Origin of the sequence: Paraburkholderia caribensis, assembly GCF_002902945.1 — a bacterium.
In the GTDB taxonomy this organism is placed as follows: Bacteria; Pseudomonadota; Gammaproteobacteria; order Burkholderiales; family Burkholderiaceae; genus Paraburkholderia; species Paraburkholderia caribensis.
In genome coordinates, this window is the sequence record NZ_CP026101.1 from 1,069,727 (window position 1) to 1,088,892 (window position 19,166).

General features: G+C 62.9%; 15 protein-coding genes. 12 read left to right on the forward strand and 3 right to left on the reverse strand.

Annotated elements, in window-relative coordinates:
- Positions 1-28: 28 nt before the first annotated feature.
- Together rnhA and C2L66_RS04830 are read right to left on the reverse strand one after the other, a co-directional pair.
- On the reverse strand, positions 29-475 hold the full coding sequence (gene rnhA / locus C2L66_RS04825; RefSeq protein WP_054934169.1) for a ribonuclease HI: 447 nt from the start codon (positions 473-475) through the stop codon (positions 29-31).
- Entirely contained in the window at positions 472-1,287 is an 816-nt protein-coding gene (locus C2L66_RS04830) for a class I SAM-dependent methyltransferase (protein ID WP_060601664.1), read from the reverse strand. The genes rnhA and C2L66_RS04830 overlap by 4 nt, the downstream gene beginning before the upstream one ends.
- Positions 1,288-1,306: 19 nt before the next feature.
- Between C2L66_RS04830 and gloB the strand changes: the two genes are divergently transcribed.
- The 7 genes from gloB (at position 1,307) to C2L66_RS04865 (ending at position 11,587) form a co-directional block, all read left to right on the forward strand.
- The gene (gloB, locus tag C2L66_RS04835) at positions 1,307-2,098 is read left to right on the forward strand and encodes a hydroxyacylglutathione hydrolase (RefSeq protein WP_060602747.1); all 792 of its coding nucleotides are present in this window, start codon (positions 1,307-1,309) and stop codon (positions 2,096-2,098) included.
- A gap of 155 nt (positions 2,099-2,253) precedes the next feature.
- Complete coding sequence (locus C2L66_RS04840) at positions 2,254-3,930, forward strand: transglycosylase SLT domain-containing protein (protein ID WP_060602744.1); 1,677 nt, start codon at positions 2,254-2,256, stop codon at positions 3,928-3,930.
- Between the two features lie 244 nt (positions 3,931-4,174).
- Positions 4,175-5,419 (forward strand): MFS transporter, encoded by a 1,245-nt coding sequence (locus tag C2L66_RS04845; RefSeq protein ID WP_060601661.1) that lies wholly within the window; start codon positions 4,175-4,177, stop codon positions 5,417-5,419.
- Between the two features lie 453 nt (positions 5,420-5,872).
- Complete coding sequence (gene carA / locus C2L66_RS04850) at positions 5,873-7,027, forward strand: glutamine-hydrolyzing carbamoyl-phosphate synthase small subunit (protein ID WP_060601658.1); 1,155 nt, start codon at positions 5,873-5,875, stop codon at positions 7,025-7,027.
- A gap of 150 nt (positions 7,028-7,177) precedes the next feature.
- Positions 7,178-10,432, forward strand: coding sequence for a carbamoyl-phosphate synthase large subunit (carB, locus tag C2L66_RS04855; protein ID WP_054934173.1), 3,255 nt, complete (start codon positions 7,178-7,180; stop codon positions 10,430-10,432).
- A gap of 152 nt (positions 10,433-10,584) precedes the next feature.
- On the forward strand, positions 10,585-11,061 hold the full coding sequence (gene greA, locus C2L66_RS04860) for a transcription elongation factor GreA (RefSeq protein ID WP_035990207.1): 477 nt from the start codon (positions 10,585-10,587) through the stop codon (positions 11,059-11,061).
- Between the two features lie 19 nt (positions 11,062-11,080).
- The gene (locus tag C2L66_RS04865) at positions 11,081-11,587 is read left to right on the forward strand and encodes a DUF4149 domain-containing protein (protein ID WP_054934191.1); all 507 of its coding nucleotides are present in this window, start codon (positions 11,081-11,083) and stop codon (positions 11,585-11,587) included.
- 163 nt (positions 11,588-11,750) lie between these two features.
- Here the strand turns inward: C2L66_RS04865 and C2L66_RS04870 are convergent, their stop codons facing one another.
- Positions 11,751-12,305, reverse strand: coding sequence for a YhbY family RNA-binding protein (locus C2L66_RS04870; protein ID WP_054934174.1), 555 nt, complete (start codon positions 12,303-12,305; stop codon positions 11,751-11,753).
- Between the two features lie 288 nt (positions 12,306-12,593).
- Here C2L66_RS04870 and C2L66_RS04875 point away from each other — a divergent pair, with 288 nt between their 5' ends.
- From C2L66_RS04875 to pstS, 5 genes are all read left to right on the forward strand, one after another.
- The gene (locus C2L66_RS04875; protein ID WP_035990212.1) at positions 12,594-13,256 is read left to right on the forward strand and encodes an RlmE family RNA methyltransferase; all 663 of its coding nucleotides are present in this window, start codon (positions 12,594-12,596) and stop codon (positions 13,254-13,256) included.
- A 186-nt stretch (positions 13,257-13,442) separates the two neighbouring features.
- Complete coding sequence (gene ftsH, locus C2L66_RS04880) at positions 13,443-15,335, forward strand: ATP-dependent zinc metalloprotease FtsH (RefSeq protein WP_054934175.1); 1,893 nt, start codon at positions 13,443-13,445, stop codon at positions 15,333-15,335.
- A 176-nt stretch (positions 15,336-15,511) separates the two neighbouring features.
- Positions 15,512-16,354 carry a dihydropteroate synthase gene (gene folP / locus C2L66_RS04885; RefSeq protein ID WP_060601655.1) on the forward strand — a complete coding sequence of 281 codons (843 nt, stop codon included), beginning with the start codon at positions 15,512-15,514 and terminating at the stop codon, positions 16,352-16,354.
- A 28-nt stretch (positions 16,355-16,382) separates the two neighbouring features.
- A complete protein-coding gene (glmM, locus tag C2L66_RS04890; RefSeq protein WP_054934177.1) occupies positions 16,383-17,741 on the forward strand; it encodes a phosphoglucosamine mutase in 1,359 nt (452 codons plus the stop codon).
- Between the two features lie 285 nt (positions 17,742-18,026).
- Positions 18,027-19,058, forward strand: a complete 1,032-nt coding sequence (pstS, locus tag C2L66_RS04900; RefSeq protein WP_054934178.1) for a phosphate ABC transporter substrate-binding protein PstS — start codon at positions 18,027-18,029, stop codon at positions 19,056-19,058.
- Positions 19,059-19,166 lie beyond the last annotated feature (108 nt).

Sequence of the window (19,166 nt, forward strand, 5' to 3'; positions counted from 1 at the left end):
GGAGCGTGCCTGTATGCGCTGCTGACGATCAAAGCTGTGCCAGCGAGGCCACGCCTCGATTGGCGAGTTGGTCCGCCCGCTCGTTCTCGGGATGCCCCGCATGCCCCTTGACCCAGCGCCATTCGAGTTCATGTTGCTGCGTGAGCGCGTCGAGCCGCTTCCAGAGATCCGCGTTTTTCACGGGCGCCTTGGCAGCCGTCACCCAGCCTTTCTTTTTCCACCCGTGAATCCATTCGCTGATGCCTTTCTGCACGTACTGCGAGTCCGTGTGGACGATCGCCTTGCATGGGCGCTTCAATGCTTCGAGCGCGGCGATCACAGCCATCAGTTCCATGCGGTTGTTGGTCGTGTTCGCTTCGCCGCCGAACAGTTCTTTTTCCTGCGCGCCGTAGCGCAACAGCGCACCCCAGCCGCCGGGACCGGGATTGCCCTTGCAGGCGCCGTCGGTGAAGATTTCGATCAGATCAGAACTCATTTTGCCTTGTTGCGGGTGTTGGGCGTGGCGGCGGGCGCGAGGCCGGCCGCCAGCACGGGCTTCTTGACTTTCAGCGGACCGACGAGGCGCATGCCGCGCACGCGCTTGATCGCCGTGACCATGTAGACGGCGCCGAAAATCGGCCACCAGCGGTCGCCGGCGGCTTCCATGAACTCATAGCGCGACAGCCATTTTTCGCCGACGAGGGGCGGACGATAGCAGCCGAAGCGTCCGCGTTCAAGGTCGAAACCGAGCAGCTTGATCCAGTCCTTCAGACGCGTGAACGCGATCAGGTCATGCGCCGCGGGCACGAAGGGCCGCCCCGTGACCTTGCCGACCGATTGCCGCGCGCCCCACAGCGACAATGAATTGAAGCCGAGAATGATCAACTGACCTTCTGGCATCAGCACGCGTTCGGCTTCGCGCAGCAGGCGGTGTGGATCGCGCGTGAACTCCAGCGTGTGCGGCATCACGATCAGATCGACGCTCTGCGCCTCGAACGGCAGATCGAGCAGATCGCACCAGACGGCGCTGCGTCCGGACGGCGCGTGGCGCCCGGGCAGCCCGCCCGCGACGCCGCGCGGAAACGTGTAAGGTGCGCTCGCGCCGCTCTCTGCGTCGAGCACGAGGCCTCGGCAGGGCATGCGGTTCTCGCGGAGCGCGTCGAGTTGCGGCAGGCCCAGCTGCAGCGCGTGATAGCCGAATACGTCGGACACGACGCGGTCGAGCTGCGCCTGCTCCCACTCCAGCACATAGCGTCCGGGCGGGGAGGTGGTCCAGGCAGGCCAGTCTATAATCGAACGGTCAGACATGTTGAAGAATGCGTCGCCTATGAATTCGCTCGAGTACGTACCAGTCCCGGCGTTTGATGACAATTACATCTGGGTCGTGTCGGACGGCCATCACGCCGTCGTCGTCGATCCGGGCGACGCCGCCCCGGTGAAGGCTTATCTGGCAAAACGGGGATGGCGGCTGAGCGCTATTTTACTCACGCACCATCATGCCGACCACGTCGGCGGAGTGGCCGATCTGCTGGATGGCCAGGTTGTGCCCGTCTACGGCCCCGCCGGAGAAGCGATTCCGTACCTGACGGGGCGCCTCAAGCAGGGCGACGAAGTGCACATCGCCGCGCCGGCACTCAGTTTCACGATTCTCGATGTGCCCGGTCACACCCGCGGCCATATCGCGTATTTCCAGGCGGGCGATCCGCGCGGCACGCCGCACGTGTTCTGCGGCGACACGCTGTTCGCGTGCGGTTGCGGCCGGCTGTTCGAGGGCACGCCCGCACAGATGCTGAACTCGCTCGACGCGCTCGCCGGTTTGCCCGGCGAGACGGAAGTGCACTGCGCACACGAATACACGCTGTCGAACATCCGCTTCGCGCTCGCGTGCGAGCCGGACAACGCGAAGCTGCAAGCCTGGCGCGACGAAGCGACGGATCTGCGCGCGCGCCACGTGCCGACGCTGCCCACGACGATCGCTCACGAACGCGCCGTCAATCCGTTCCTGCGGGCGGGCGAGCCGACAGTTCAGGCGACCCTCGCCGAGCAGTTGCATGAATCGGTGCCGGATCGGTTGGCCGCCTTCACGTTGATGCGGGAATGGAAGAACAGGTTCCGCTGACCTGGTAAATCATGGGGATATGCTCATCCGAATCGTAGAAACAAACGCCAAGCCTCAGATTTGGCTACGTTTTTCACATTATTCTGATTGACGGAAAGGGCGGTCTTTCGTACTATCGGCTGCAAATTCCAGCCCTTTTGGAAGCCGAGACGTTCATGAGATTTATCTTTAGCGCGTTGTTGGTCCTGACGCTCGCCGCCTGCGCGAGCCAAGGGCCAGCAACGAACAGCCTTCCCACTGCTTCCGATCCCGCCAGCCAGCAAGCCGTAGCCGACGCCCTTCGCAAGACTGCCACTGCCAAAGAAACGATTAACGTCGACCAGGGTTCCGTCGACCAGTTGACGAGCGCGGACAGCGATCTCTGGGGCCGTATCCGCCGTGGTTTTCAGATGCCCGACCTGCAGACGGACCTCGTCGACATGCAGGTCAACTGGTATGCGCAGCGCCCGGACTACGTCCAGCGCATGACCGAACGGTCGCAAAAGTATCTGTATCACATCGTCGAAGAGCTGGAAGCGCGCCATATGCCGACCGAGCTGGCGCTCCTGCCGTTCATCGAGTCCGCGTATAACCCGCAGGCGCTGTCGGTCGCGAAGGCGGCGGGCATGTGGCAGTTCGTGCCGGGCACGGGCCGCACGTACAACCTCAAGCAGAACATGTGGCAGGACGAGCGACGCGATGTGCTCGCTTCCACCAGTGCCGCGCTCGACTATCTGTCGCGTCTGCACGATATGTTCGGCGACTGGTATCTGGCGCTTGCCGCGTATAACTGGGGCGAGGGCAACGTGCAGCGCGCGATCGCGCGCAACGAGGCGGCCGGTCTGCCGACGGACTATCAGAGCCTGCGCATGCCGATGGAAACGCGCAACTACGTGCCGAAACTGCAGGCGGTCAAGAACATCGTGATGAACCCGCAGGTCTACGGGCTCACGCTGCCGTCCATCCCGAATCACCCGTACTTCGTGACAGTGACGACTTCGCACGATATCGACGTCGACACCGCGGCGAAGCTCGCGAACATGACGCCGGACGAATTCCGTTCGCTGAATCCGTCGTTCAAGAAGCCGGTCATTCTGGGCGCGACGCAGCCGCAGATCCTGCTGCCGTTCGACAACGCCAGCGCGTTCGAGCGCAATCTGAAGTCGTACACGGGTTCGCTATCGTCGTGGACGACCTATACGGTCACCGAGCGCTCGCGTCCGGCTGCGATTGCCGAAAAGATCGGCGTCGATCCCGACACGCTGATGGCCGTCAACAAGATTCCGGCCGGCATGCGCCTGAAGCCGGGGTCGACGATTGTCGTGCCGCGCGCCGATGACGACGACGAAGACATCAGTGCAGACGTCGCCGAAAGCGCCGTGCTCGCGATCGAGCCGGACGTGCCCGACACACGCAAGATGCTGATCCGCGTGCGGCGCAAGCAGTCAATGGCGATGATCGCGGATCGTTACGACGTATCGGTTGGTCAGTTGAAGGCGTGGAACCGGACGAAGCGCGACCTCGTCATGCCGGGCCAGGTCGTCGTGCTGCATGTCCCCGTCGGCAAGGCGATGCCGAGCGAGCCGGGTCCGCAGAAGCTGGCGACGGTGCCCGTCGGCGGCGGTGTCGAGAAGGCCAGCGCCCAGGTCGCAGACACGAAATCGGAATCGCGCTACGATAAGAAACGAGGCCGCGGCCACACTGGCGTGGTGAAGGTGTCGGAACCGGTTAGCAAGCCTGCTGCCGCAAAAGGCAAGGTGACGAAGGTTTCGACGGAAGCGGCTGGCAAGGCGTCGAAGGCCGATACTGGTAGCCGCCACAAGGTCTCGGCCAGCGCGAAGAAGGGCAAGTAAACAACAGCGGCCTTCTCGAGGATGACCGAACATGCGCTGCGGGGGCAGCGTATGAAGTGCGCTCCGATCTCTCCTCGTTTTCCTTGACGCCGTCACCTGAGGTGACGGCGTTTTCATTTCCACCGACCTGTGCCTGCGGGAACCCATAAAGGAGCCCGTACGCGATGCGCGGTCTTGCGACACGATGGACATGATTAGGCTATCGTTCACCCTCGGGCCCGCTGGGCCAACTCGCTGACGCCTCATGCTCTCGACGCCGCTTCGTGTTTTTCTCCTGTTCTCCGCCGGCTACTTCGTCTCGTATGTGTTTCGTGGCGTGAATCTCGGTTTCGCGCCGCTGATCACGCACGAGCTCGGCTTGACAGCCGCCGATCTCGGTCTGCTGACCAGCCTGTATTTCCTCGGCTTCGCGGGCGCGCAACTGCCTGCGGGCGTGCTGCTCGATCACTACGGCGCGCGTCGCGTGACGGCAGGGATGCTGCTGTTCGCCGCCGCAGGCATTGGCGTATTCGGCGCCGCGCACGGCGTCGGGACGATGATGGTCGGTCGGCTGCTGATTGGCGTCGGCGTGTCGGTGTGCCTCGGTGGCGCGTTCAAGGCGCTGGCGCAACATTTCCCGGCGGCACGCCTGCCGCTGATCAATGGGCTCGTGATGGCCGTCGGCGGTCTGGGCGGCGTCGTGGTCGGTTCGCCGTTGACGTGGCTGCTGACGCTGGCGAGCTGGCGCACCGTCTGCGTCGGGCTCGTCATTCTCACGATCGTCGTGGCGGCGGTGCTCTGGGCGTTCGCGCCCGAAACGAGGGAGACGCACCATCAGGCCAGCCTCGTCAGCCAGTTCAAGGGCACGTGGCATATCCTGCGCAGCGCGGCGTTCTGGAAGATCGCGTCATTCTCGGTCGTCACGCAAGGCGTGTTCTACGCCATGCAGTCGCTGTGGGTGGGGGCGTGGTTGCGCGACGTAGCGGGCTTGCAGTCGCATGAAGCGGCCGCGTTCGTCTCGGTGCTCGGCTTCGCGATGATGGCCGGCTGTGTCGGCTTTGGCGCGGCGGCGCGCAGCATGGAGCGGCGGGGGCTGTCGCTGTATGCGTTTTGCGGAGTCGGCATGGTGCTTTTCGTTATCACTCAACTGCTGATCATGCTGCGGGCGCCGCTGCCGGCAGGATTGCTGTGGGCGGCTTACGGGATTTTCGGCGGCGTCGGCATTCTGAGTTATGCGGTGCTCGCGCGCCATTTCCCGCCGCATCTGATCGGGCGCGCGAATACCACGCTCACGCTGATTATTTTCCTGCTGATCTTCGGCTTCCAGATTGGCGTGGGCGCAGTGCTGTCGCGCTGGACGCCCGTCGACGGACACTATCCGCCCGCCGCGCATCTGACCGCGTGGGGCATTCTGGTTGCGCTGCAACTGGCGAGCGCCATCTGGTACGTGCTGCCGAGCCGCGTGCTGGCCAAAAGTCCGGCGCACGTGCACGCCGAACATCAGCCGTAAGCTGCCGGGCATATCCTGATACGTGGTGAAGGGCCCGGCCAGCGGCTGCGCTGCGCGCTGATGATTCCCGAAGCGTCCGGTAGCAGCCGCTTCGCCGCGCCGTCACCTATCTCGGATTTGAAGAGAAGGGTCGTTTCAGGCTATAATTTCAAGGTTTGAGCTTATCAACCCGCACCCTAGCGCCTACCTCTCCCATACCGTTCATCCGCCGCGTTTCGTTGTAGTCCCGGTTGTTTTTCATGAGTGAATACTCCCGGCTACCGTCGCCAGCGGCCCGCAACAGCCAGTTCGCCTACACAATGGGCCGACTGCGAGCTCCGCGGCGCCTGTGCGACCCTCCACGAACAGCGACAACGCGAGCGAGCCTGCGCGCGCATCGAATGATGCGCCTCGCCGCGGCCCGCACGGTCGGATAGACAGGTCGGCAACAGGGTGCTCCCCAAGGAGTCTCCCGTGTTGCCGTCATTTTCTCCCGCTCTGCTCGCGCTCGCCGACGGCACGGTCTTTCGTGGTTACTCGATCGGCGCGCCCGGTCATACGATCGGTGAAGTCGTCTTCAATACGGCCATCACCGGCTATCAGGAAATCCTGACCGACCCCAGCTACGCGCGCCAGATCGTCACGCTGACGTATCCGCACATCGGCAATGTTGGTGTGAATGCCGAAGACGTCGAAGCCACGAAAGTCCATGCCGCCGGCCTGATCATCCGTGATCTGCCTGTTCTCGCGTCCAACTTCCGCATGGAGCGCACGCTCCCGGATTACCTGAAGGCGGAAGGCGTCGTCGCGATCGCCGGTATCGACACCCGCAAGCTCACGCGCGTGCTGCGCGACAAGGGCGCGCAAAACGGCGCGATTCTCGCAGGCTCGGATGACGAAGCAAAGGCAATCGAACTCGCGCGCTCGTTCCCCGGCCTTGCGGGCATGGACCTCGCGAAAGTCGTGTCGACGCAAAAGCCATACGAATGGAAACAGACGGAATGGCGTCTCGGCAGCGGTTATGGCATGCAGAACACGCCGCGCTACCGCGTCGTCGCGTTCGACTTCGGCGTGAAGTACAACATCCTGCGCATGCTCGCGGAACGCGGCTGCCAGGTCACGGTGCTGCCCGCGCAAGCCACGGCTGCTGACGCGCTCGCGCTGAATCCGGACGGCATCTTCCTGTCGAACGGCCCCGGCGATCCCGAGCCGTGCGATTACGCGATCGCTGCCACGCGCGAATTCATCGAGCGCGGCATTCCGACGTTCGGCATCTGCCTCGGCCATCAGATCATGGGTCTCGCCGTCGGCGCGAAGACGATGAAGATGAAGACGGGCCACCACGGCGCGAATCATCCCGTGAAGGACCTTGGCGACGGTCGCGTCGTGATCACGTCCCAGAACCACGGTTTCGCGGTCGACGCCGACACGCTGCCCGCCAACGCGAAGGTGACGCACGTGTCGCTGTTCGACGGCACGCTGCAAGGCTTCGCGCTGACGGACAAGCCGGCATTCTGCTTCCAGGGTCACCCGGAAGCATCGCCGGGTCCGAACGACGTCGCCTATCTGTTCGACCGCTTCACTGCGTTGATGGACGAGGCGAAGGGCAATAACTCGGCAGCGGCGTAAAGCAGGAACGCCTGCAAAACGTCGCGCACAGCGACGGGAAAAAAGGCGCGCCCCGCGACGCCGTTCGGCCGAGCCCCCACGGGCCGGTCCGGGCGGCACAACGCCGGTGCGCCAACAGTAAGAACTCAGGAATACATTAGCGAGAGCGTTATGCCCAAGCGGACAGACATCAAGAGCATCCTCATTATCGGCGCGGGTCCGATCATCATCGGCCAGGCGTGCGAGTTCGACTACTCGGGCGCGCAGGCGTGCAAGGCACTGCGTGAGGAAGGCTACAAGGTCATTCTCGTCAACAGCAATCCGGCGACGATCATGACCGACCCGAACACGGCCGACGTCACGTATATCGAGCCGATCACGTGGGAGGTGGTGGAGCGCATCATCGCCAAAGAGCGCCCGGACGCGATCCTGCCGACGATGGGTGGCCAGACCGCGCTGAACTGCGCGCTCGATCTGCATCATCACGGCGTGCTGGAAAAGTACAAGGTCGAACTGATCGGCGCGTCGCCGGAAGCGATCGACAAGGCCGAAGACCGTCAGAAGTTCAAGGACGCGATGACGAAGATCGGCCTGGGCTCGGCGAAGTCGGGCATCGCGCATTCGATGGAAGAAGCGATGGCCGTGCACGCCGAAATCGCCGCCTTCACGGGCGGCAGCGGCTACCCGATCGTGATTCGTCCGTCGTTCACGCTCGGCGGCTCGGGCGGCGGCATCGCGTACAACCGCGAGGAATTCGAAGAGATCTGCAAGCGCGGCCTCGATCTGTCGCCGACGCGCGAACTGCTGATCGAAGAATCGCTGCTCGGCTGGAAAGAGTACGAGATGGAAGTGGTCCGCGATAAAAAGGACAACTGCATCATCGTTTGCTCGATCGAAAACCTCGACCCGATGGGCATTCACACGGGCGACTCGATCACCGTCGCGCCGGCGCAGACGCTCACCGACAAGGAATATCAGATCCTGCGTAACGCATCGCTCGCGGTGCTGCGCGAGATCGGCGTCGATACGGGCGGCTCGAACGTGCAGTTCTCGATCAATCCCGTCGATGGCCGGATGATCGTCATCGAAATGAACCCGCGCGTGTCGCGTTCATCGGCTTTGGCTTCGAAGGCGACGGGCTTCCCGATCGCGAAGGTCGCGGCGAAACTCGCCGTCGGCTATACGCTGGACGAGCTGAAGAACGAAATCACGGGCGGTCAGACGCCGGCGTCGTTCGAACCGACCATCGATTACGTCGTCACCAAGATTCCGCGTTTCGCGTTCGAAAAATTCCGCGAAGCCGATCCGCGTCTGACCACGCAGATGAAGTCGGTCGGCGAAGTGATGGCGATCGGCCGCACGTTCCAGGAATCGTTCCAGAAGGCGCTGCGCGGTCTGGAAGTGGGCGTCGACGGTCTGGACGAAAAGACCACCAGCCGCGACGAAGTGATCCGCGAGATCGGCGAAGCCGGTCCGGACCGCATCTGGTATGTCGGCGACGCGTTCCGCCTCGGCCTGACGCAACAGGAAATCTTCGAGGAAACGGCGATCGACCCGTGGTTCCTCGCGCAGATCGAAGAGATCATCCGCAAGGAAAAGGCGCTCGAAGGCCGCACGCTCGCAAGCCTCACGAAGGAAGAGCTGAAGTATCTGAAGCAGAGCGGCTTCTCGGATCGCCGTCTTGGCAAGCTGCTCGGCGTGACGGGTCCGGACGTCCGCAAGCGCCGTATCGAACTGAACGTGCGGCCCGTGTACAAGCGCGTCGATACCTGCGCGGCCGAGTTCGCGACGAAGACGGCGTACATGTACTCGACGTACGAAGAAGAGTGCGAGGCGAACCCGACGAACAACAAGAAGATCATGGTGCTGGGCGGCGGCCCGAACCGGATCGGCCAGGGCATCGAGTTCGACTACTGCTGCGTGCACGCCGCGCTCGCCATGCGCGAGGACGGCTACGAAACGATCATGGTCAACTGCAACCCTGAAACCGTTTCGACCGACTACGACACGTCTGACCGTCTGTACTTCGAGCCGCTGACGCTCGAAGACGTGCTCGAAATCGTCGACAAGGAAAAGCCGCTCGGCGTGATCGTTCAGTACGGCGGTCAGACGCCGCTGAAGCTCGCATTGGATCTGGAGGCGAACGGCGTGCCTATCGTCGGCACGTCGCCGGACATGATCGACGCCGCGGAAGACCGCGAGCGTTTCCAGAAGCTGCTGCAGGACCTCGGTCTGCGTCAGCCGCCCAACCGCACCGCGCGCGCCGAAGACGAAGCGCTGAAGCTCGCCGACGAAATCGGCTATCCGCTCGTCGTGCGTCCGTCGTACGTGCTGGGCGGCCGCGCGATGGAAATCGTCCACGAGCCGCGCGACCTCGAGCGCTACATGCGCGAGGCCGTGAAGGTGTCGAACGATTCGCCCGTGCTGCTCGACCGCTTCCTGAACGATGCGATCGAATGCGATGTGGACTGCATCTCGGACGGCGACACGGTGTTCATCGGCGGCGTGATGGAGCACATCGAACAGGCAGGCGTGCACTCGGGCGACTCGGCTTGCTCGCTGCCGCCGTACTCGCTGTCGAAGGAAACCGTTGCTGAGCTCAAGCGTCAGACGGGCGCGATGGCGAAGGCGCTGAACGTGGTCGGCCTGATGAACGTGCAGTTCGCGATCCAGCAGGTGCCGCAGGCGGACGGCTCGAAGCTGGACGTCATCTACGTGCTCGAAGTGAACCCGCGCGCCTCGCGCACGGTGCCGTACGTGTCGAAGGCCACCAGCCTGCCGCTCGCGAAGATCGCAGCGCGCGCGATGGTCGGTCAGAAGCTCGCGCAGCAGGGCGTGACGAAGGAAGTGATTCCGCCGTACTTCAGCGTGAAGGAAGCCGTGTTCCCGTTCGTCAAGTTCCCGGCGGTCGACCCGGTGCTCGGACCCGAAATGCGTTCGACGGGCGAAGTGATGGGCGTGGGCCAAACCTTCGGCGAGGCGCTGTTCAAGTCGCAACTCGCAGCGGGTTCGCGTCTGCCGGAGACGGGCACGGTGCTGTTGACCGTGATGGACGCCGACAAGCCGAAGGCCGTCGAAGTCGCGCGTATGCTGCATGAGTTGGGCTATCCGCTCGTCGCGACGAAGGGCACGGCGGCCGCCATCGAAGCGGCCGGCGTCCCCGTGAAGGTCGTCAACAAGGTGAAGGACGGCCGTCCGCACATCGTCGACATGATCAAGAACGGCGAGATCGCACTCGTCTTCACGACTGTCGACGAAACGCGCGCAGCCATCGCCGATTCGCGTTCGATCCGCATGAGCGCGCAAGCGAACAAGGTCACGTACTACACGACGATGTCGGGCGCGCGTGCCGCTGTTGAAGGCTTGCGTTATCTGAAGGATCTGGAAGTCTATGATTTACAAGGACTCCACGCTCGCCTAAACTAAGGCTTCAGATTTCTGTCGAAGACGTAAGTGCCGCGGTTAAGCGGCGTCCCTAAGGTGTCAGATCGGGCTTTGTGCCACGTTTGCGCACCGTACCGGGATGCACTTAACCGCGGTGATTTTTTTTGTGGCTGTCTTTTGCCAAAGAGTTGTTTATGAGCACTATTCCATTGACGAAGCGCGGCGCAGACCAACTGCGCGACGAGTTGCAGCGCCTGAAATCGGTCGAGCGTCCGTCCGTCATCAATTCGATCGCGGAAGCGCGTGCCCAAGGCGATCTGTCGGAAAACGCCGAGTACGACGCTGCGAAAGAGAAGCAAGGGTTTATCGAAGGCCGTATCGCTGAGATCGAGTCGAAGCTGGCGGCCGCGCAAATCATCGACCCGTCCGCGCTCGACGCGGAAGGCCGCGTCGTGTTCGCCGCGACGGTCGATCTGGAAGATCTGGATTCGGGTGATTCGGTTACCTATCAAATCGTCGGCGACGACGAAGCCGATCTCGAGCACGGCCTGATTTCCGTCAGCTCGCCGATCGCGCGTGCGCTGATCGGCAAGACGGAAGGCGATGTCGCGTCGGTGCAGGCGCCGGGCGGCGTGCGCGAATACGAGATCATCGCGGTCCGTTACATCTGAGGCGGTTGCCGTGTCTTCGATGCCGCATCGTCTGTTCCGCCTGTTGACGGTCGTTTGGGTCGGCAGTTTGCTGACCATTGGCTATGCCGTGGCGCCTGTGCTGTTCACGTCGCTCGACCGCGTGACGGCGGGCGCGGTCGCGGCGCAGCTGTTTCGCATCGAAGGTGTGATCGGCGTGGTGTGCGGCGTGCTGCTGCTTGCGCTGTGTAATCTGCTGGTCCGGCGCGGCGGCGATGCCTATCGACGTCTACGCTGGCTGATTGCCGGCATGCTGGTGTGCGTGCTGGTCGGCTACTTTGCGTTGCAGCCGTTCATGAATGCGCTGCGCATCGCCGCGCAGGAAGCGGGCACGGATGTCGGCCACTCTGTTTATGCGAGCCGCTTTGGCATGCTGCACGGCGTGTCGAGTGTGTTCTATCTGATCGAAAGCCTGTTGGGCATCGTGCTCGTGTGGAAGCTTCCGGCAGAATCGGGCGTTGCCGTGGAGCGGGGCGCGGGGCGTGTGGCTGGCCGGACGGCGGGATAACGCGCGTCGGCGGCAATGACGCGTCCGGGCAAGCGAGTAGCCGGCCCCGACAGCGCTTAAGAATCGCGGCGGATCGCCGCATGACGTCGGTGTCCGTCAATCCCGCTTCGGCTGGCGCGGTCCGGCAGAGATATCAAACCGGTTCGCCGCGCCAAGCCCGTCATTACTTCGACGTCTGATGCAGGCGCTTCGCGCTGGTTTGGCGCTTCTTCGCCTTCTTGATGTTGCCACCCGCGGTGACGCGTTCGTTGCCGCGCACCACCAACTTCTGCGCCTTGGGTTTGCGCATCGGATTTTCGGACGGCTTGACGACCTTCACGACGCGCGGCGCGCGGCCCTTATTCGACGGTGATTCGCCGGCTACTTCCCGTGCGCTCGGCAGCGCGCCGCGCTTCGTCTTCGCAGCCGGTGCACGTGCAGCAGGCGCTCGCTCGGCAGCCACCTTTTCCGGCTTCCAGATGACCAGCAACTTGCCGATATGCTGGATCGGCGCCGCGTTCAGGCGATCGCAGATGTCTTCGTAGATGGCGATGCGCTCTTCGCGCTCGTCGCCGAACACGCGGATCTTGATCAGCTGGTGCGCTTTCAGGTGGACCTTGATTTCGGTCAGTACGGCATCGGTCAGCCCTTCGGCGCCGACGATCACGACCGGCTTGAGCGCGTGAGCCTGGGAGCGCAATTCGGCGCGTTGTTCGGAAGAAACTTTGAGGGCTGGCATGAGAAGTAGAGGACTCGACTAAAATGGCGACGCCCGCGAGCAGGGACCGGTGGTCCGGCAAACCGGCGGAACAGCAGGCGGTGCGCGAAAAAACAGGAAACTGCGGTTAGGCGACTGCGGGCGATGAATCCGGCATCAAGGCCGGCGCCAGGTTGCTGCGTTAGCGGCGGCAGCGCGGACTGCAAGCAGAATCACGAGCGCGGAGACAGCCTTTGGCTGCAGCCACGCGAATTAAACGCGTATTATCCGCTAAAAGCGCGGCATTACGTAGCAAGAGTTCAACGTTTAATGGCAAAAAACAAGTTCAACACGTCGTGGCTGCACGACCACATCAACGATCCGTACGTGAAAATGGCGCAGCGGGAGGGCTATCGCGCCCGCGCAGCCTACAAGCTGAAGGAAATCGACGAGCAGGACAAGCTGATCCGCCCGGGTCAGGTGATCGTCGATCTGGGCGCCGCGCCCGGCAGCTGGAGCCAGTACGTCCGCAACAAGCTCGCGCAGGGCAAGCATCGCGACGCCCAGCGGGACGGCGGCATCGACGGCACGATCATTGCGCTCGACCTGCTGCCGATGGAGCCGATCGCCGACGTCCATTTCATTCAGGGCGACTTCCGCGAGGACAGCGTTCTCGAACAACTGGAAGAAGTGGTTGGAGAACGCGATGTCGACCTTGTAATTTCGGATATGGCGCCCAACCTGTCGGGAGTGGCGGTGGCGGATGCCGCGCGGATTGAGCATGTGTGCGATCTCGCGCTGGAATTTTCGCAAAACCACCTCAAACCCGATGGTGCCCTTTTAGTCAAATGCTTTCACGGGAGCGGTTACAGCCAGATTGTCGAAAAGTTCAAGCATCAGTTTAAGACGGTGGCCGCTCGCAAACCGAAGGCGTCCCGAGACAAATCGTCCGAGACGTTCATTCTGGGAAGGCATCTGAAGCGACCCCGTTAAACCGGGTGCAATGATATGTAAGCCCGCATTTCCGGCACGCCGGAAAATAAGAGCGCTGAGGTTGCGCGGTACGCTATTTATGCGGTAGCGAATGCTTATGGCAGGGGTCTTCGGACTGGATTAGAATGCCTGAGTGGTGCCGCAAGGCAAATGTAGGCGCTTGTCTATGAGTGAAGGAGTGGTGCTTTGAACAACAACATGTTTTCGAAAGCAGCAGTGTGGCTGGTTATCGCACTGGTGCTGTTTACGGTGTTCAAGCAGTTCGACAAGCCCCGTGTCCAGGAAGGCGTTTCGTATTCGCAGTTCATGGACGACGCGAAAAGCGGCAAGGTCAAGAGCGTGATCGTTCAAGGGCGCAACCTCACGGTGACGCCTGCCGACGGTCAGAAGTATCAGATCGTGTCGCCGGGCGACATCTGGATGGTCGGCGACCTGATGAAGTATGGCGTGCAGGTCAGCGGCAAGGCGGATGACGAGCCGAACGCGCTGGTGTCCGCGCTGTATTACCTCGGGCCAACCATTCTGATCATCGGGTTCTGGTTCTACATGATGAGACAGATGCAGGGAGGCGGGAAAGGCGGTGCCTTCTCGTTCGGTAAATCCCGTGCGCGTCTGATCGATGAGAACAACAACGCAATCAACTTCTCGGATGTCGCCGGCTGCGACGAGGCCAAGGAAGAAGTGTCCGAACTGGTCGACTTCCTGCGCGATCCGCAGAAGTTCCAGAAGCTGGGCGGTCGCATTCCACGCGGCGTGCTGCTGGTCGGTCCGCCGGGAACCGGTAAGACGCTGCTCGCGCGCGCTATCGCGGGCGAGGCGAAGGTGCCGTTCTTCAGCATTTCCGGTTCGGACTTCGTCGAAATGTTCGTCGGTGTAGGTGCGGCTCGCGTGCGCGACATGTTCGAGCAGGCGAAGAAGCATGCGCCTTGCATCGTGTTCATCGACGAAATCGACGCGGTTGGCCGTCATCGTGGCGCCGGTATGGGCGGCGGCAATGACGAGCGCGAGCAGACGTTGAACCAGATGCTGGTCGAGATGGACGGCTTCGAGGCGAACTCGGGCGTGATCGTGATCGCTGCGACGAACCGTTCGGACGTGCTGGACAAGGCGCTGCTCCGTCCGGGCCGTTTCGACCGTCAGGTGTACGTCGGTCTGCCCGATATCCGTGGTCGCGAGCACATCATGAAGGTGCACCTGCGCAAGGTGCCGATCGCGAACGACGTCGACGCGGCAGTGATCGCGCGTGGCACGCCGGGCTTCTCGGGCGCCGATCTGGCGAACCTCGTGAACGAAGCGGCGCTGTTCGCCGCGCGTCGCGGCAAGCGCATCGTCGAAATGCAGGACTTCGAGGACGCGAAGGACAAGATCTTCATGGGTCCGGAGCGCAAGTCGGCCGTGATCCGCGAAGACGCGAAGCGCGCGACGGCTTACCACGAGTCGGGCCATGCGGTGATCGCCAAGCTGTTGCCGAAGGCGGACCCGGTGCACAAGGTCACGATCATCCCGCGCGGCCGTGCGTTGGGCGTGACGTGGCAGTTGCCGGAGCACGACAACGAAACGTATTCGAAGGATTACCTGCTCGACCGTCTGGCCATCCTGTTCGGCGGACGCGTGGCGGAAGAGCTGTTCCTGAACCTGATCAGCACGGGCGCATCCGACGACTTCAACAAGGCGACGGCCACGGCGCGCGCCATGGTGGCTCGCTTCGGCATGACGGACGCGTTGGGACCGATGGTCTACGTCGACGACGAGAACGATGCGTCGCCGTTCGGCCGGGGCTTTACGCGCACCATTTCGGAAGCGACGCAGCAGAAGGTCGACGCGGAAATCCGTCGCGTGCTGGACGACCAGTACAACCTCGCAAGGCGTCTGCTCGACGAGAACCGCGACAAGGTCGAGGCGATGACCGCCGCGCTGATGGAGTGGGAAACGATCGACGCCGATCAGATCAACGACATCATGGCTGGCCGTCCGCCGCGCTCGCCGAAGAGCTCGCCGTCGCCTGGCGATGCATCATCGGGTGGCAGCAGCCCCGGCGCGGAAGTGAAGCCGGGCAGCGCGACCGCACCGGCTACCTGATGATCGGTTAAAGGTGTTTTACGGGCCGGTGTGTTTTCACACCGGCCCGTTTTCATTTCTAATGCTGTCTAATCGCGATGCAGACGTTTCGCGATCGTCCCTAATCCTTCGCCTTTGTCGTACGGTCCAGTCTCGTGTCAAACGCCCATTCCCCGCTTTATCCCATTCCCGAGCCGATGCAATGCGGCCGTTTCACCTTTACGTTCGAACGCCCGCTCGTGATGGGCATTCTGAATGTGACGCCCGATTCGTTTTCCGACGGCGGTCTGTATGCGGAGCCCAGCAAGGCGCGGCGGCAGGCGGAACTGATGCTGGCCGAAGGCGCCGACATCATCGACATCGGCGGCGAGTCGACGCGGCCCGGCGCGCCGCCCGTACCGCTCGAAGACGAACTGGATCGCGTGATCCCGCTCGTCAAGGAGCTGAGCGACGCAGGCATTCCCGTGTCCGTCGACACTTACAAACCTGAAGTTATGCGCCATGCGCTGGCAGCCGGCGCTGATCTGATCAATGATATCTGGGGCTTCAGGATGCCCGGCGCGATCGAAGCGGTGAAGGACAGCCAGTGTGGTCTGTGCGTGATGCATATGCTCGGCGAACCGCAGACGATGCAGGCCGGCGAGCCCGCCTACGCGGACGTGGTCGCGGAGATTCGCGCCTTCCTCGACGAACGTGTCAATACGCTCATGGGCGCAGGTGTTGCAAAAAATCGTATCTGCGTCGATCCAGGATTCGGATTTGGCAAGACGGTCGAGCATAATTACGCGCTGCTCGCTCACTTGCCTGAGACCGCACCTATAGTCGGCACGCCGCTGCCGATTCTCGCGGGCATGTCGCGCAAGTCGATGCTGGGCGCCGTCGTGCAGCGGCCGCCGCAGCAACGCGTGGTGGCGAGTGTCGCGGCGGCCGTGTGCGCGGCTGAACGCGGAGCGGCGATTATCCGCGTGCATGACGTCGAGCAGACAGTGCAAGGACTACAGGTATGGGCAGCGATGCGCGACGCAGCGCTTCGCGGCTGATTTCCACGGGTGGGAGGACAATTCCAATATGGCACGTCGATATTTCGGAACGGATGGGATTCGGGGCAAGGTCGGCGAAGCGCCGATCACGCCTGACTTTGTGCTGCGGCTCGGCTATGCAGCCGGCAAGGTGCTCGCGGGCGCCGACACCTGGGCGAATACGGGCAAGCGGCCTACGGTGCTGATCGGCAAGGACACGCGTGTCTCGGGCTACATGCTCGAAGCGGCGCTGGAATCGGGCTTCTCGGCGGCGGGCGTCGACGTGATGCTGGCGGGGCCGATGCCGACGCCGGGTGTCGCGTATCTGACGCGCGCGCTGCGTCTTGCGGCGGGCGTCGTGATCAGCGCATCGCACAATCCGTACTACGACAACGGCATCAAGTTCTTCTCCGCCGACGGCAACAAGCTGCCGGACGAAGTCGAACTGCAAATCGAGGAGCAACTGGACAAGCCGCTTGATTGCGCGCCGTCCGAGCGCCTTGGCAAGGCGCGACGTCTGGACGACGCGGCAGGCCGTTACATCGAGTTCTGCAAGAGCACCTTCCCGCAAGCGTTCGATCTGCGCGGCATGAAGCTGGTCGTCGATTGCGCGCACGGCGCTGCGTACGACGTCGCGCCGCAAGTGTTCCATGAGCTCGGCGCGGACGTGATCACGATCGGCGTGTCGCCGAACGGCTTCAACATCAACGACGGCGTCGGCGCGACGGCACCCGACGCGCTCGTGCGTGCGGTGCGCGCGAACAAGGCCGATTTGGGCATTGCGCTCGACGGCGACGCCGACCGCCTGCAGGTCGTCGACGCGAACGGGCGGCTCTACAACGGCGACGAGCTGCTGTACGTGCTGGTGCAGGACCGGATCGCGACGCAGGGCAAGGTCGAAGGCGCAGTCGGTACGCTGATGACCAATATGGCTGTCGAAGTGGCGCTGAAGAAGGCGGGCGTGCAGTTCGTGCGCGCCGCCGTCGGCGACCGCTACGTGCTGGAACAACTGCGCGAGCATGGCTGGGAGCTGGGCGCGGAAGGCTCGGGCCACATCCTGTCGCTGGATCGCCATTCGACGGGCGACGGCATCGTTTCCGCGCTGCTGGTGCTGGCAGCAATGCAACGCAGCGGCCGTTCGCTCGAGCAGCTGCTCGAAGGCGTCAATCTGTTCCCGCAGAAGCTGATCAACGTGCGGATGCAGCCGGGCGCGGACTGGAAGAGCAGCGACGCGATTCGTCGCGCGATCAGCGAGGCGGAGGGCGCGCTCGACGGCAGCGGTCGCGTGCTGATTCGCGCGTCGGGCACCGAGCCTGTCCTGCGCGTGATGGTCGAGGCTGCGCAGGAAAAGGACGCCGTGCGCCACGCCGAAAGGATCGCCGACGTCGTCAAGCAGGCGACGACCTGATCGCGACAACAGCGTTTCAACGACGAGAAGGGCGGCGCTATGCCGCCCTTTTTTACGCAGCCGTTCCATTGCGCGCCAGAGCCCGCAAACGTTCGCGACAGGCCGATTTCAAGCGAAAACCATCCATTCAAAGCGCATCTGCTTCTGTAGTAGAAACCCTTAGATAGTGCCTTTCACGGCCGTAATAAGACTGTCACGGGAAGTTCACGATAAGTCACATGACTGTCACAATGGGCCACTATTCTTCGCGGTGTCGTTGCACACGCTCACAACCACGGAGAAAACATGAAACTGATGCAAACCGCGTTCGCTGGCATGGCTGGCGCTCTCTTCGCGATCGCAGCGCAAGCCGCCGATATCACCGGCGCGGGCAGCACCTTTGCAGCACCGATCTACACGAAGTGGGCAGATGCTTACCAGAAGACGGGCGGCGGCAAGGTCAACTATCAGGGCATCGGCTCGTCGGGCGGCGTCAAGCAGATCGTCGCGAAGACCGTTGACTTCGCGGGCTCGGACGCTCCGTTGAAGGACGACGAACTCGCCAAGGAAGGCCTGTTCCAGTTCCCGACGGTGGTCGGCGGCGTGGTGCCCGTGATCAACGTGCCGGGCGTGAAGGCTGGCGAAATCACGCTGTCGGGCGAAGTGCTCGGCGACATCTACCTGGGCAAGGTCAAGAAGTGGAACGACCCGGCTATCGCCGCGCTGAACCCGAAGGTCAAGCTGCCGGATACGGACATCGCCGTGGTCCGCCGCGCAGACGGCTCGGGCACGAGCTTCATCTGGACGAACTATCTTTCGAAGGTCAACCCCGAGTGGAAGTCGAAGATCGGTGAAGGTTCGACGGTCAACTGGCCGACGGGCACGGGCGGCAAGGGCAACGACGGCGTGGCGGCATTCGTGCAGCGTCTGCCGGGCGCGATCGGCTATGTGGAGTGGGCGTACGCGAAGCAAAACCACATGACCTACGTCGACCTGAAGAACTCGGCTGGCACGGTGGTCGAGCCGAAGACGGAAACGTTCAAGGCAGCGGCAGCCGGCGCAGACTGGTCGAAGTCGTTCTACCAGATCCTCACGAACGAGCCGGGCAAGAACGCATGGCCGATCGTCGGCGCGACGTTCGTGCTGCTGCACACGACGCAGGAAAAGGGTCCGCAAGGCGCGGAAACGCTGAAGTTCTTCGACTGGGCGTTCAAGAACGGCGGCCAGGCCGCGAACGATCTGGACTACATCACGCTGCCGGAATCGGTCGTGTCGGAAATCAAGACGCAGTGGAAGGCTAAGGTCAAGGACGCATCGGGCAAGGCGCTTGCCGAGTAATCCTCGACTTGCAGCAACAGCGGGTAAAAGCAGCAAGCACCGCGCGCATGACATCTGGATGATGCGCGCGGGCCGGCCGCCCGGCTTCGGTGAAGCCCGGCGGCCATC

What these genes read in the sequence shown, in the direction of transcription:
- rnhA (WP_054934169.1), bottom strand. Translation starts at nt 475, where the DNA reads ATGAGTTCTGATCTGATCGAAATCTTCACCGACGGCGCCTGCAAGGGC.
- C2L66_RS04830 (WP_060601664.1), bottom strand. Translation starts at nt 1,287, where the DNA reads ATGTCTGACCGTTCGATTATAGACTGGCCTGCCTGGACCACCTCCCCG.
- gloB (WP_060602747.1), top strand. Translation starts at nt 1,307, where the DNA reads ATGAATTCGCTCGAGTACGTACCAGTCCCGGCGTTTGATGACAATTAC.
- C2L66_RS04840 (WP_060602744.1), top strand. Translation starts at nt 2,254, where the DNA reads ATGAGATTTATCTTTAGCGCGTTGTTGGTCCTGACGCTCGCCGCCTGC.
- C2L66_RS04845 (WP_060601661.1), top strand. Translation starts at nt 4,175, where the DNA reads ATGCTCTCGACGCCGCTTCGTGTTTTTCTCCTGTTCTCCGCCGGCTAC.
- carB (WP_054934173.1), top strand. Translation starts at nt 7,178, where the DNA reads ATGCCCAAGCGGACAGACATCAAGAGCATCCTCATTATCGGCGCGGGT.
- greA (WP_035990207.1), top strand. Translation starts at nt 10,585, where the DNA reads ATGAGCACTATTCCATTGACGAAGCGCGGCGCAGACCAACTGCGCGAC.
- C2L66_RS04865 (WP_054934191.1), top strand. Translation starts at nt 11,081, where the DNA reads ATGCCGCATCGTCTGTTCCGCCTGTTGACGGTCGTTTGGGTCGGCAGT.
- C2L66_RS04870 (WP_054934174.1), bottom strand. Translation starts at nt 12,305, where the DNA reads ATGCCAGCCCTCAAAGTTTCTTCCGAACAACGCGCCGAATTGCGCTCC.
- C2L66_RS04875 (WP_035990212.1), top strand. Translation starts at nt 12,594, where the DNA reads ATGGCAAAAAACAAGTTCAACACGTCGTGGCTGCACGACCACATCAAC.
- folP (WP_060601655.1), top strand. Translation starts at nt 15,512, where the DNA reads ATGCAATGCGGCCGTTTCACCTTTACGTTCGAACGCCCGCTCGTGATG.
- glmM (WP_054934177.1), top strand. Translation starts at nt 16,383, where the DNA reads ATGGCACGTCGATATTTCGGAACGGATGGGATTCGGGGCAAGGTCGGC.
- pstS (WP_054934178.1), top strand. Translation starts at nt 18,027, where the DNA reads ATGAAACTGATGCAAACCGCGTTCGCTGGCATGGCTGGCGCTCTCTTC.